The organism is Coleofasciculus sp., from assembly GCF_046565525.1.
Taxonomy (GTDB): Bacteria; Cyanobacteriota; Cyanobacteriia; order Cyanobacteriales; family Coleofasciculaceae; genus Coleofasciculus.
This window is the reverse complement of record NZ_JBKHUP010000007.1, coordinates 95119-109910: the sequence shown is the minus strand read 5'-3', so window position 1 is coordinate 109910 and position 14792 is coordinate 95119. Positions and strand designations below refer to the sequence as shown.

10 protein-coding genes are annotated in these 14792 nt (G+C 44.2%); 6 read left to right on the top strand and 4 right to left on the bottom strand.

Translation table 11 applies throughout. The annotated features are described in order from the left end of the window. Positions 1 to 88: 88 nt before the first annotated feature. From ACLGGO_RS04025 to ACLGGO_RS04005, 5 genes are all read left to right on the top strand, one after another. Positions 89 to 880 (top strand): glutathione S-transferase family protein, encoded by a 792-nt coding sequence (locus ACLGGO_RS04025; protein WP_446418354.1) that lies wholly within the window; start codon positions 89 to 91, stop codon positions 878 to 880. A 330-nt stretch (positions 881 to 1210) separates the two neighbouring features. Then, on the top strand, positions 1211 to 2440 hold the full coding sequence (locus ACLGGO_RS04020) for an RNA-guided endonuclease InsQ/TnpB family protein (RefSeq protein WP_446337605.1): 1230 nt from the start codon (positions 1211 to 1213) through the stop codon (positions 2438 to 2440). A 189-nt stretch (positions 2441 to 2629) separates the two neighbouring features. Further along, on the top strand, positions 2630 to 4693 hold the full coding sequence (locus ACLGGO_RS04015; RefSeq protein ID WP_446418353.1) for a serine hydrolase domain-containing protein: 2064 nt from the start codon (positions 2630 to 2632) through the stop codon (positions 4691 to 4693). A 285-nt stretch (positions 4694 to 4978) separates the two neighbouring features. Continuing rightward, a complete protein-coding gene (locus ACLGGO_RS04010) occupies positions 4979 to 5461 on the top strand; it encodes a hypothetical protein (protein WP_446418352.1) in 483 nt (160 codons plus the stop codon). A gap of 103 nt (positions 5462 to 5564) precedes the next feature. Continuing rightward, positions 5565 to 7280: a helicase HerA domain-containing protein gene (locus ACLGGO_RS04005; RefSeq protein ID WP_446337608.1), complete on the top strand. Its 1716-nt coding sequence runs from the start codon at positions 5565 to 5567 to the stop codon at positions 7278 to 7280. 123 nt (positions 7281 to 7403) lie between these two features. Here ACLGGO_RS04005 and ACLGGO_RS04000 read toward each other — a convergent pair whose 3' ends face one another. The 4 genes from ACLGGO_RS04000 to ACLGGO_RS03985 form a co-directional block, all read right to left on the bottom strand. Beyond that, on the bottom strand, positions 7404 to 8303 hold the full coding sequence (locus ACLGGO_RS04000) for a hypothetical protein (protein ID WP_446337609.1): 900 nt from the start codon (positions 8301 to 8303) through the stop codon (positions 7404 to 7406). 247 nt (positions 8304 to 8550) lie between these two features. Beyond that, entirely contained in the window at positions 8551 to 9117 is a 567-nt protein-coding gene (locus tag ACLGGO_RS03995; RefSeq protein ID WP_446418351.1) for a Uma2 family endonuclease, read from the bottom strand. Between the two features lie 133 nt (positions 9118 to 9250). Beyond that, entirely contained in the window at positions 9251 to 9598 is a 348-nt protein-coding gene (locus ACLGGO_RS03990; protein WP_446337611.1) for a translation initiation factor, read from the bottom strand. 79 nt (positions 9599 to 9677) lie between these two features. After that, complete coding sequence (locus tag ACLGGO_RS03985) at positions 9678 to 10496, bottom strand: nucleoside transporter C-terminal domain-containing protein (RefSeq protein ID WP_446337612.1); 819 nt, start codon at positions 10494 to 10496, stop codon at positions 9678 to 9680. 238 nt (positions 10497 to 10734) lie between these two features. On the opposite strand from ACLGGO_RS03985, the gene ACLGGO_RS03980 reads away from it, so the two are divergent. Then, positions 10735 to 14607 carry a PAS domain-containing protein gene (locus tag ACLGGO_RS03980; RefSeq protein WP_446418350.1) on the top strand — a complete coding sequence of 1291 codons (3873 nt, stop codon included), beginning with the start codon at positions 10735 to 10737 and terminating at the stop codon, positions 14605 to 14607. Positions 14608 to 14792: the final 185 nt, after the last annotated feature.

Sequence of the window (14792 nt, the reverse complement as noted above, 5' to 3'; positions counted from 1 at the left end):
CACATTCTTGTCCAGAGTTATTGGTTCAATTTAGGCAATCACCAAGAACAAAGGACAAATGACAAATCAAACCCTAAGGAGATCGATCATGTTGGAATTGTATCAATTTGAGTTGTCGCAGTTCTCGGAAAAAGTGCGGCTGATTCTTGATTACAAAGGGCTAGCGTATCGCAAAATTGAAGTCACCCCAGGAATCGGACAGCTAGACTTGTATCGCCTATCGGGTCAAAAGCAAGTCCCTGTTCTCAAAGATGGGGATACCGTCATTGCTGATTCGACTGCGATCGCGATGTACTTGGATCGCAAGTATCCAGATAAGCCTCTCATTCCCACCGATCCCCAGCAACGCGCCCAATGTTTACTGATGGAAGAATGGGCGGATGAGTCTATTGGTGTCAAAAGTCGCAAAGTCTTCTATGGAGCATTAAGTCACAATCCCAGTTATCGCACATCCGTATTACCCAAAGATACACCATATTTCTTCAAAACTTTTCTGGGCGGTGTTCCCGCAGAAGTCTTTGAGGTTTTGGGAATTGGTATCGGCTATGGTGCAGACGCCATAAAAGACGCCAGAGACAGTCTGAAGCAGGACTTAGAAGCCCTCAGCTTAATCTTGTCAGATCGCCCCTATTTAGTCACAGACAGTCCCTGTTTAGCTGATTTTGCCGTCGCCGGGGTGAGTTTACTGCTGAAATTTCCCGATGGTCCTTATCTCGACTTACCTGACTCCCTTCCAGGGAAAGGCATTCCTGGTTTAGCCGATAGTAGCGTGTATCAAACCTTCTTCGACTGGCGCGATCGCCTCTATGCTGAGTATCGCACACCATTGACCACAACGGGAATGAGCGATTCGTCACCAACCTCGATTGAGATTGAATAGAGAAGTAGTCCGATAACAATTTACCTGCAATCCGTTTTAGCTTTCTTTCGCCGAAAGCCCCACGCCATACCTGTACCCAGGTTGGCGTTGGGATGGATAGGCGGATAGCCGGAGGTACGGAGGCTATCAAATAGGTGCTCTTAAACGAGCAATCAGGCTTCTAATTAACTCTGATTTGGTCATACCGCGCTTTACAGCTTCCTGCTCAAGCTGTCTAGATTCCTATTCTGTGATTCTAATTTCTAAGCGAATGTTTTTCACTTTATTCTGGTTATATGTACGTAAATATAGGATACTGTTTTATAGGTCGATAAACGAGAGGGAACCTTAATGAGGACAGCTCACCAGTACCGATTACGTCCAACAAAACAACAAGTTATTCAGCTAGACAGATGGCTGTCAATGTTGTGCGCTCAGTACAACTATTTGTTGGCTGATAGGTTTAATTGGTATGAGCAGAATCGTTCTCCTGTTAACGCTTGTCCTCTTGTTTGTCATTTGCCAGAGTTGCGGGATAATCCTGACTATTACAGCCAGAAGAAAACGTTACCGCAACTTAAGAAAGCTCATCCTTGGTACGGCGAAATCTATTCGCAAGTTCTTCAGGATGTAGTTAAACGAGTCAAGATAACGTTTGACCATTTCTTGAAGGGTGATAGTAACGGCAAACGAAGTGGTAAACCTCGGTTCAAGGCTCGTAACCGCTATCGCACCTTCACTTATCCCCAGATGAAAGAAGGATGTTTACAGGGCAATCTGATTAACTTGCCGATGTTTGGCAAGGTCAAAGTTGTCTGGCATCGCCCGATACCTGATGGGTTTAAAATCAAAACTGCATCTGTTACCTTGAAAGCTGATGGCTACTATGTCACGCTCTCCTTAGAAGATAAAACTGTTCCAGAAATTAAGCCAGACTTCAACCCAGATAAAATTACTGGGATTGATATGGGTTTAAAAGAATTCTTGACAACTTCAGAGGGTGAAACCGTTGCTATTCCTCAACACTACCGCAAGTCCCAGAAGCGCCTACGGGTTATCCAGAAACGGGTATCACGCCGCAAAAAAGGGAGTAACGGCAGACTTAAAGCTATCAAGCAACTGGGAAAACAGCACAAAAAAGTTGCAGATAAACGCAAGGATTTCCACTTCAAGACAGCTAATTATCTGCTGTCAAAATACGATGTAGTTGCTCATGAAGAGTTAAGCGTTTCTGGTCTAGCTCGTACCCGATTGGCAAAATCTGTGTTGGATGCGGGGTGGTCAAACTTTCTGTCGATACTGACAAACAAAGCCGAAAATGCTGGGAAGTTGGTTGTGCCAGTAAGCGCCCGTAATACCTCACAAGATTGCTCCAATTGTGGTGAGAAAGTACCAAAAAAGCTGCATATTCGTTGGCATGACTGCCCTCATTGTGGATGCTCTCTTGACCGCGATCATAATGCAGCTATCAATATCAGAAATAGGGCTGAGGGGCATCCAGTCCTTAAAGCGCAACGCCTCCTAAGCAATAGCCGGATTGGTTGCGAAGCCTACACTGTACCTGTACTCAGGTCAGTGTAGGAGTATGTCACCCGTAGCTACCGTAAAATCTACTGGTTTTGCCTTTTGAGTTCTGTTAACCGCAACTTGGGATCATCATCCTCTATGCAGATTCCAGCGATTCACCACCTTGGTAAACTGCCAAGGTAGGGATACTCACCCTGCAATATCCCGACCCAATTTCTGTTGCCGACTCCATCGTTTTGAAGAATGACCCAACCGCAGGTTGACAAAAGCCAGTATAAATTACCCCTAAAGCAATGGTTTAAGGGAATTATTAGCGGACTACTCGGATTCATCCTGTTTCTGTCTTTGTCAGGCTTTCCCTCTGTGGCGCAAAATGAACCCTTCCAGATTCCCACTTTAGATCGCCCACCGCAGGAAGCGATTGAAAAAGAACCCCCGGTTTCCCCAGAACCCGGTACGCCCGGAATTATTAGCCAACAGGAAGTTACCACATTTGTGAACAATTTCTTTGAACAGGAGATGTCCAAGTCTCACGTTCCTGGTGCGGTAATTTCTGTGGTCAAAGATGGAACTCTTTTATTCACCAAAGGCTATGGTTATGCCAACATCGAGAAAAAAATTCCCGTTGTTGCCGATCGCACGCTGTTTCGGGTTGCTTCTTTGTCTAAACTCTTCACGGCTACCGCCACAATGCAATTGTACGAGAAGGGACAGATTGATTTAAATGGTGATGTTAGCCAATACCTGGAACGCTTTCAACTCGACAACCCCCACTCTGAACCAGTGACCTTTGCCCAGCTGATGATGCATACCGATGGTAGCACGAAGCGTCTGGTTGGACTCGCTGCCCGCACTGAACAAGAGATGACGCCCTTAGGGGATTACCTGGCTGATTATATGCCGCCGATTGTCTGGCAACCGGGAGAATTGTACAGCTATTCCAGCCATGCTACAGCTTTATTGGGTTATTTGGTGGAACAGATATCAGGTCGCCCATTTTTGGAATATATTAACAACAATATTCTACAACCCCTAGATATGCAGCGCAGCAGCTTTGCTCAACCCCCGCCACCGGATTTAGCGGATGATTTGGCGGTTGGTTATCAGTATCAAAATGGCAACTACAACGCTGTTCCCTTCCTCTACCTTAATATTGCACCCGCCGCCTCCCTAAGTGCCACCGCCACAGATATGGCACATTTTATGATTGCTCACTTGCAACATGGTCGTTATGAAAACGAGCGTATCTTAGAGGAGGATACGGCGAAACTCATGCACCAGACCCATTTTAAACCTCACCCAAAATTACCCGGAACTAGCTACGGGTTTCGGGAACGTCTGGTTAACAATATCCGTGCGATCGGACATTTAGGCAGCTTACGGGGGTATTCGAGTTCGCTGACGTTAATCCCTAACCAAAATATTGGTATTTTCATTGCCTCTAATAGTTTTAGCGGAATTCATAGTAAATTTCTCACTCAATTTTTTGATCGTTATTTTCCGGTTGACCAAGAGTCTACACCCATTCAATCCCTTGATACTTCCCAGGTAGAACTTGATCGGTTTACGGGGACTTATCGAGATATGGAATATCCCCGCCATACGTTTACAAAACTGGCAGGAACATTCAAACATATCAATATTAAAAAAACTGATGACAACCGATTGGAAATTCAGACTCCTAGTCTCTTCTTTTTGAATAAAATCAAACCCGTTCAGCTTGAACCTGTAGAGCCACTGTTATTTAAACGAGTGGATACGCCGACATTTACGGCGTTTGAGGAAAATGAGGAGGGACAGATTACGTTTGCCTACAATCCCCTGTTTCCCAAGATTGGCACTTATGAGCGGATATCCTGGTATGAAGGGATTTGGGTGCATTTTGGACTTGTCGGGTTTTGTGTTTTGGTGTTCCTATCCGCTATTAGTAGGGGAATCCTACAACCCTTAATTAAATGGTGGCGGGGAAAGCCTAGTCAAGATAAACAGCAGTATAACTCAGCGTGGCGATTAGCGGGAGCGATCGCGACTTTAAATTTAGTCTTCCTGATTGGCTTACCTCTGTCACTTTGGCTGATCGGCGTCTGGAAGTTAGCCTACGGCGTTCCCCCTGTCGCGATCGCACTCTTGTGTCTTCCTGTCTTAACCGCTTTGGCTACCCTGGGATTGCTGGCTTTTACCGTGTTAGCTTGGAAAAATCAGTACTGGTCTTTTGGGGCGCGATCGCATTATTCTGTGATCACATTAGCCGCCTTAGTTTTCATCGGCGTTTTGGCGTACTGGAATTTACTCGGATTTCAGTTCTAAGCTGGAATTCCTAACTCTCTGTCCCCTTAACATCCTTAGCCTGACCCCTGCAAGTCTTTTGTCCCAATTTATGGTTGGGCAAAATTATATCAAATTCAGGCTATTATTTCACGTCATGCCGTTAGTGAGTTTGCTGAGCAACCAGAAACCATCGATAGGATTCGTACTCAGCTAAATCCGAAAATGTGGGACTTTTGGATTGCTCAGATCTTAATTGGGCTGATTTCTTTTGGCGTCAATTTTGCGCTGTCTATCTTGTCAGTAATTATTGTTAGTATACCAACAATGATTGTTTCGACGGTTTTTCCAGATAATGTAACGTTAGTTGCTATCTTAAATATTCTAGGATTGGTGATTAATGTAGTAAGTCTATTTATTTTCATCTGGGTCTACTCTCACTTCTGTATTGCTGAGTTACCGCTAGCCGTAGAACCGGGTATGAGTTCAACGAGTTGCCTTGACCGCAGCTGGCAATTGACAAAGGGGTTAGTCATCCAAATTACGGGGGTAATTACCGTCGCTTTTCTGATCACAATTCCGCTAGGAGTGCTCGCTTTCATTCCTATAGTGCTGATAATTCCAAGTTTATTTATGGCGCCCTCGCCAGAGGCATTAATTTCTAGCCTAGGGGTGTTAATTCCATTAACATTCATTATGATTATCTTGGCTGGTCTGTTAGTCATGCCATTTTGGCAAATCATTAAAGCCGTCATTTACTATGATCTCCGCAATCGCCGGGAAGGAATGGGTTTACAGTTACGCCATTGACAAAGCCAAGCGCAATAATTTACCCCCTGAATCGAGGCAGAATGCCCTATAACCAACAATAGAGCGATAAGATAGGCTTGGCTTCGTTCAAACCCTAGCAGTGATGGATGTAGATAAACGCTTAGGTTCAGTCATTGAAGGTTCTCTCTCCGGCGGATTGGAAGTGCGATTAAATGCGGATGTCTCCGTGGAAGATATGCGCGTGGGCAAATTTCTGGTTGTTAAAGGGGTGCGATCGCGCTTTTTCTGTATGCTGACGGATGTGGCTCTAGGAACCTCCAGTCAGCGGATTTGGGCGAATCCCCCCCATCCCGATGATGAATTTTTGCGTGAGGTTCTCGCCGGAAGTGGCACCTTTGGGACGATCAATCTAACCCCGATGCTGATGTTGACGCCAAACACGGGAAAACGCGAGACACCTAACCTTAATCTGAATGGCAAAAGTCCTTTAGCGTCGTTTCAACCTCAAAGTAGTGATAACGACGACGAATTACTTCCGGTGAAAACGATTCCCAGTCACTTCTCCCAAGTCTATGACGCTAGTGAACGAGATTTCCGCAAGGTGTTTGGCTGGGAAGATGATCCCCATCGGCGTAATTTTTCTGTCGGTCAACCCCTTGACATGGAAGTGCCAATATGCTTAGACCTAGATCGGTTTGTGGAACGCAGTAATGGTATATTTGGCAAATCGGGAACCGGGAAATCCTTTCTAACTCGCTTATTATTATCCGGGATTATTCGCAAGCAAGCGGCGGTTAATTTAATCTTCGATATGCACTCCGAATATGGATGGGAAGCCGTATCGGAGGGAAAACAATTTAGTACCGTCAAAGGATTGCGCCAACTCTTTCCCAATCAAGTCCAAGTTTACACCCTTGACCCGGAATCCACCCAACGCCGAGGGATTCGAGACGCCCAGGAAATGTATCTCAGTTTCGATCAAATTGAAGTCGAAGATATTATGCTGGTGCGAGGGGAGTTAAACCTGTCTGAGGCGAGTCTAGAAAATGCGATTATTCTCCGCAATGAGTTTGGCAAAACCTGGATTACTCAACTCCTGAATATGACGAATGAGGATATCCAGATATTTTGCGATGAGAAGCGGGGAAATAAGTCTTCAATTATGGCATTACAGCGCAAGTTACTGCGTCTAGAGGAGTTAAAGTACATACGAAGTGCTTGTCCTAACAATTATATTGACCAGATTCTGCAATCCTTGGATGCGGGGAAGCATGTGGTGGTGGAATTTGGTTCTCAATCGAATATGCTCTCCTATATGTTAGCCACGAATGTGATGACACGCCGCATTCATGGTAAATATGTGCGTAAGGCGGAGAAATTTCTGCAAAGCAAAAATCCATGCGATCGCCCGCGCCCATTAGTGATTACGATTGAAGAGGCGCACCGTTTCCTGGATTCAGCGACAGTACGTCAAACCATCTTTGGCATTATCGCCCGGGAGATGCGGAAATATTTCGTTACATTACTAATTGTCGATCAGCGTCCATCAGGGATTGATAATGAAGTCATGTCTCAGGTTGGCACCCGAATTACCTGTTTATTGAATGATGATAAGGATATTGAGGCTATCTTTACCGGAGTTTCAGGAGGTCAAAGTTTGCGATCAGTTTTAGCTAAGTTGGATTCTAAACAACAGGCATTAATTTTAGGACATGCAGTACCCATGCCAGTTGTTGTGCGAACTCGTCCTTATGATCAAGCATTCTACGCAGAAATTGGCGAACCCTCTTGGGATGAAATGTCCGATGAGGAGGTATTTGCTGCAGCTGATGCAGCTAAAGCAGATTTAGGCTTTTAAACCAGGTTCGTCGTTGTGCTGTCTTCGCCCTCATCGTTAAAACACTCATGAGTTATTTTGCTACCTACCTAAACAAAATCTGTACCTCCCAATCCATTCAATCAATTTATTTCAGTAACCCATTTAAGGAAGATTGCTCGAATATTCGCGGTGGAATTCTTCGTAAATTATCCTTAATATTTTTTCTCGGTCTTCCATGTCTTCAAAGTGAGACGCTAATTTTAAGATTTCCTTAATAGTAATTGATTGAACCTTCATGTTAATTAAGTAACTTTTAATATCTTTCGAGATATCATCGATAATCAAAATCACATTGCCATCGCTCAAGCGTTCCCGGTCAAAATTACCCTTAAGTTCTGCATAAATATCATCCGCTACAGCTTTACTATAAACCTTTAGTTTTTTAATTTGATAAACCACCCCAAAGTTAGTCGATATATCAACTCCGCTATCATTTGCCGATGTGCGTGTATCTCTATAGAGTTTACAGGAAAATTTTTCAAGATGCACCTTGATAACAGCAAAGCTGAATATCTCAAAATTGGTTGAATTTTGACGAATATTCTCTTCTATGAAATTAAGAAATTGATTATTGTGCAATGATAGTTCAGAGCGAATTTCCCGATTGCTTAAGAGAGGAATTTCACCTAATTTACCGCTAATATGTTGCTGAATTCTTTCAGGAATCCATTGATCCAGCAATTGAGCATTATTTACATAGGGTGACGTAAATTCATATTCACCGCTATTAATCGCTCTTAACACTCCGTATTTAGGTAGATTCCTAGACGGATAGGCATCATAGTATTTACCGCCTATATGTAAATCATGTTGCAAATAATCAATCATAGCGTTAACGGTTTTTTGATAAGCTGCTTTAATCTCAGAGTTTAAAAAAATAGTTTTTTTATTAGATAGGTATTCCTTAACCAAGGCGAGAGTAATTACAGGAAAAATAACTTTAGTTTGTGAGCGACTTAACATCATGTTGATGTTGTTTTTGCAAAAATTTTCGTCATTCATGAGATTATCTTAATCTTAATATGAATGGCACAGACTTAAGCCCTGAACCAAAGCTTATACCTTTTAAAACTCACATTTTGCACCAGTCTCATCAACCGCTTTGGGTTAAAACCCAAGGCTAAAAGCGAAAGTCGTCTAAAGAGGACTGCATCTCTAGTTTTAGTCCATTTTAATGGACTTGAGCTTTTAGCCAAGAACTTGAGTTCTTAGCGGGTGTCAGGGCTGATGAGGCTTACTCTAATTTTTATTAAAAATCTACATCTTCATAAATCGCTACCAACGTTCCGGTAAAATCAATACTTTCAAGTATAAATTCTTTCTGTATAGGAGTATAAAAATGTAACACCCACTGCCCTTTATCATTGCGGCGGAAGCAATCAACTCGTTGCCGTTTAGTATTAATTAATACATATTCACGTAGACTTTCCAGTTCCTGATAGTCGGCAAATTTATCCCCTCGGTCAAACGCTTCAGTAGAATCCGATAAAACTTCGACAATCAGAGTTGGAAATCGTTTATAAGTCGAGGTTTCTTGATCCCGTGGGTCACAAGTGACCATAACATCAGGATAATAGAATCGATTCAGTGATTCTATGCGGGCTTTCATATCAGAAATATAAACTCGGCATCCCGAACCTCGGACATGACTACGGAGTAGAGCAAAAAGATTTCCAGCAATCGTAACATGAGGATCACTGGCTCCAGCCATAGCATAGATTTGCCCATCAATATATTCGTGTTTGATGGGACTCTGTTCCTCCAGTGTGAGATACTGATCAGGTGTGAGATAGGGATGTTCAGGAGCAGCAATCATCGTAATTTTTTTGTAGAAGGTTTTTCTTAATATAGCAGTTCCTAAGTGCTGATAATACACCAAAATCTAGGGGCACCATCCTTGCGCCTACACATAAGTAGAGACATTGCCTTTAACGTCTCTACATAAGGCACTAACCCCCACTAATTTTGGCTTTATAGCCCAACTGGGTTAAGATTTCCAGTAGTTTCTGAGCATGATCTCCTTGGATTTCCAAGGTATCATCTTTGACCGTACCACCACTACCGCATTTGGTTTTAAGCTGTTTGAGAAGTTGAGTTAAGGTATCCGGTTTACATTGAAAACCACTAATTACCGTAACGGTTTTCCCCTTGCGCCCCTTACGAGAGGCTTGAATACGCAAGTTTTGCTGATTGGGTGGAAGTTCTTGGACTCCGCGTTCCGTAGCCACCGGATTACCACCAAATTCTTGGTAAGCTACGCGCTTTTGGGAGGAGTTAGAGGATTGACGTTTAGACATAGCTGTTAAATCGTTTTGTTCAATTATCAGTGAGGAGGGCGGATTTTAAGGAAAGACGTGCCATGTTAGTTTCTCATTTCTACAATAACATTCCAGCAATACAAGCGGTCATAAAACAAGCGAGTGTTCCGCCAATTAATGCTCGCACGCCTAACCGTGCTAAATCAGCTTGCCGATTCGGTGCGATTCCGCCAATTCCACCCAGCTGAATTCCAATTGAACCAATATTGGAAAAGCCACACAAGGCGTAAGTAGCAATAATAATTGACCGTTCTGATAACTGAGATTGTTCAATCAATGCTTTAAGATCCAGATAAGCAATAAATTCACTTAAAATCGTCTTTTTTCCTAATAAAACTGCCACCTGACTACAGTCTGACCAAGGAACACCCATTAACCACGCCACGGGAGCCAAAATAACCGCTAAAATTGATTCTAGCGTGAGCTGGGGTAGTCCAACTAATCCACCCAACCACCCCAGAATGCCGTTCACCATGGCTAACAGTCCCAAGAATGCAATCAACATCGCCGCTACATTGGCTGCCAATTTCAACCCATCCAGCGCCCCCGTCGCCGCCGCATCAATCCCATTAACCGTAGACGAGAAAAAGATAATCGTAGGTAGGACTTTGAAGGCAATAAAACGTTCCTCTAAATTTTCCCCCAAGACAAACTTTGCCCCAGCATCAGAGAAATCCAGGAACTGAGTCACTAACTGCCCTAAAAACTCAAAGATAACCACCCCTGGTGCTGTCCTGAGAATTAACACTGCCAGAATTAACTGCAAGGCAATTCCCCATAATACAGGTTGCCAGCGAATCGCCCGCCGATTGATTGATAAAACGTAGCCTAAGCCGATGAATACCAGCAGCCCCAAGGCAGAAATTAAGCGTTCCATGGTATTTCTATGACCCAAACATACAGAGATCCCCCAAAGTCGTCTATACTTAAGGTTTACTCATTGGACTTGACAGATTTAATCGTAAGTCATTTCGTGGCGATCGCAGAAAAAAAGTCACCCCTGCACGCAGTATGAAGTATTAAGAGAAAAAATGGGATAAAACCCTGAAACAAGTCTATAAATCGTGAATTAAATAGGAAGATAGAAAAACCTTTGGCTTCAGGAGCGCTTCTCCATGAGCATTGCTACTGCCTTTAAACTGAATCATAGCAACCGTTTAGCCATCGATCGCTACCCTCTAACCGCGACACCTGATATCTCGGTGAACGAGGCTTTGGCGCGGATGAGTCAGACTCACAGCAGTTGTCTACTCGTATTAGGGAATCATCAACCGAATAGTCCAGTTGTGGGTATTTTTACTGAACGAGATACGGTGCGACTGATTGCTTCTGGTGAAGACTTGCGTACCATGTCTGTGGCGTCTATGATGACCACTTCAGTGATTACGATCACAGAAACTGAAGCTCAAGATATTGTCACCGTGATTAATCGGCTGCGTCAGTATAGAATTCGCCATCTTCCGGTGGTGGGAGAGAGGGGAAACTTAGTTGGTTTAATCACACCGCAAACGATTCGGGATGTTCTCCAACCCGTTGATTTACTCAACTACAAAAAAGTCTCTGAGGTGATGTCCACGCCTGTGATTCACGCCCTAGGGACAGCTTCTATCCTGGAACTAGCACAACTGATGACCTCACAGCGAGTCAGTTGTGTGGTGATTGTCGAGGAGGCTGAATTCCCTTTTTCAACGCAAAATTCAGACGTATCACGTAAAGTCTCTACACTCAAAACGTCGGTGGGGGCGGGTTTAGTCAAATCAGGGCGGGAAACAAACGATAATCGTGAAAAGAGCCCCTACATTCGGAAAAACTTGCTCCGTCCAATAGGTATTGTTACCGAACGAGATATTGTTCAGTTTAGCAATTTGGGATTAGATCTCGCCCACACTCCCGCCGCCGCCGTGATGAGTACCCCCCTATTACCGATTCGACCGACTGATTCTATTTGGACGGCGCATCAACGTATGCAGCAGCATCGAGTACGAAGGTTGGTGGTGTCAGGTGAAGCGGGAGAATTAGTGGGTTTGATTACTCAGACGCAGGTGCTAAACGCGATTAACCCAATGGATATCTATCAAACTGTGGAAACATTGGAGCATTTGTTAGATCAGCAAACCTACCAATTACGCCAGTTAAATCAGCAACTGCAACAGGAAATTAGTAAGCGTGAATTACTACAAAAGAAATTATCCACGTCTGAGACAAAAATCCGGGCTGTGTTTGAGGCGATGACGGATGTCGTTTTAGTTATTAATACTTACGATAATCAAATTCAAGATGTCGAAGTCATCCCAACGGCTTCGAGTTGTCTGTGTGAAATGACGGATTTTATAGATCAGATCCAGCGATTGTTGGAAGATCCCACCCAAACCAATCCGGTTTGGGTGGAAACGATTCAGCAGGCGATCAAAACCAAGCAAACCCTTACCCTAGATTACTCTCTTGAGCTACAGGGGCGAGAGGTTTGGTTTAGTGCGAGTATTTCCCCGATCGCAGAAAACTCCGTCGTCTGGGTGGCGCGGGATATTAGCGAGCGCCAGCAAATGGAAGAAGCCCTGCGCGGAAACCAGCGGTTGCTGCGTGCAATTACTCAGGCAAATCCCAGTATCTTGTATATTTATGACCGCATCAGTAAGCAAATTCTTTATTTCAATCGCAAAATCCAGAACCTGCTTGGCTATACACCAGAAGAAGTGATTCAGATGGAGGATGATATTCTGGTTACGCTGATTCACCCGGATGATTTACCGGGAATTCTCCACCATTTTCAGCAACTAGAAACCGCCCAACTGGATCAGGTGTTTGATTTAGAATATCGGATTAAACACAAAACAGGGGAATGGCGTTGGCTTTCTAGTCGTGAGACAGTCTTTACGTGGAACCAGGAGGGGAAGCCGGAGCAAATTTTAGGGACAGCCACCGATATTAGCGATCGCAAACAAGCCGAAGCCGCACTCCGGGAAAGCGAAGAACGTTGGCAATTAGCCCTTCAGGGGAATCAGGATGGGATTTGGGATTGGAATATCACCACGGGTCAAGCCTTGATTTCTGATCGCTACCGCAAAATCTTAGAATACGATGACGATCAATTTGAACTCGATTTTCCTGAATGGCAAAGTCGTTTGCATCCCGAGGATCTTGACTTCGTTAATCATAGTCTCCAAGATTACCTGGAGCAAAAAATACCCCATTACGCCATCGAATATCGTCTGCGCTGTCAGGATGGAACCTATAAGTGGCTACAGTCTCGCGCTCAAGCTTTATGGGATGACGCGGGATATCCGGTGCGAATGGTGGGTTCAACCCAGGATATCAGCGAACGCAAACAAGCTGAAGCCCAACTCCGGTATCAGAAAGAACTTCTACAAACTATTTTTGACCATATTCCGGTGATGATTTGTTTTTATGATGCCACAAGTCAAATTCAATTAGTTAACCGAGAGGTGGAACGGGTGTTAGGCTGGTCTAAAGCCGAACTTGATCAGATTGATTTGTTAACCGAATGTTATCCCAATCCCAAGGATCGCCAAAGCGCCTGGGATTTTATGTTAAATGCTTCGGGAAAATGGCAAGATTTCAGCGTCCGGATTAAAAATGGTCAAACGATAGAAACCTCTTGGGCAAATATTCGCCTCAGTGATGGAACCAGTATTGGCATTGGACAGGATATCACAGATCGCAAACGCGCCGAAACTGAACTGAGAAGGAGTGAGGAACGCTGGCAATTAGCGCTCTCAGGTAATAATGATGGGATTTGGGATCATAACTTGATTACCCAGGAGCATTTTTTATCACCCCGTTGTCTGGAAATAGTGGGGTATGACTATGAGGAAATCGATAATTTTGACAAGTGGATGAGTTATATTCATCCTGAGCATGTTCCTTTAGTCAAGGAAACCTTTCAAAGGCATCTCAACCGGGAAACCGCTGATTATTCCCTAGAGTATCAGATGCGCTGTAAAGATGGCAGTTATAAATGGTTATTAGCGCGGGGACAAGCCCATTGGGACGAGTTAGGAAACCCAGTCCGCGCTGTTGGTTCAATTACGGATATCACTGAGCGCAAACAAGCGGAAGAAGGAGAACGGGAAAAAGCACGGGAGTTACAACTCACCCTCAACGAATTAAAACGCACCCAAACCCAATTGATTCAAGCCGAAAAAATGTCCTCGTTGGGACAAATGGTGGCGGGAATTGCCCACGAAATTAATAATCCTACCAGTTTTATCTATGGGAATATCGAGCCAGCGACGGAATATGCTCAAACCCTCCTCCACGTAATCCAGCTCTATCGACAGCAGTACCCGGAATCGGTGAGCGCGATCGGGAAGCAACTCGATAGTATCGACATCGATTTTATCAGCTACGATTTTCCCAAACTGCTGGCATCCATGCAAGAGGGGGCGAAGCGCATCACTAAGATAGTGAAATCCTTACGCAATTTTTCGCGTCTGGATGAAGCAGAGTATAAGCCGGTTGATATTCATGAAGGGATTGATAATACCCTACTGTTATTACAGCACCGACTCAAACAAAAATCCTCCCGCCCTCAGATTCATCTGATTAAAGAGTATCATCAACTCCCCCAGGTTAAATGTTATCCGGGTCAGCTTAATCAGGTGTTTATGAATATCCTCAGTAATGCCATTGATGCCCTAGAGGAGAAACTGGAACTTGACCTAAACTTTGAACCTAAAATTTGGGTTCGCACGGCTATAATTCCCCGTGTTTCTGGGTCTGAGGATAGTGAGATTCAGGGAGGTTCAAAGGTAGTGATTTACATCGGGAACAATGGTGAGGAAATCCCTGGCGAGGTTTCCCAACACATATTTGATCCATTCTTTACCACAAAACCTGTAGGCAAGGGAACAGGTTTAGGGTTATCCATCAGTTATCAGATCGTCGTGGAACGCCATGGGGGTGAGTTACGATGTGATTCGATTCCAGGTCAAGGTACCGAGTTCGCGATCGAATTACCCAGTGAGTGATAATGCTGTCGCGCATTTAAATAGTTCAGGCTGACGGGAGAACTCCGGAGACGGGGCGAGGTTTGGATGGATCAAAGTCCCCCTTTTTAAGGGGGATTTAGGGGGATCTCAACCCAATAGAGAAATCCCTAAACTTATTCAAGAAAAGAGCAACTTGAATAGAGATCCCCCCTCGCCCCCCTTTT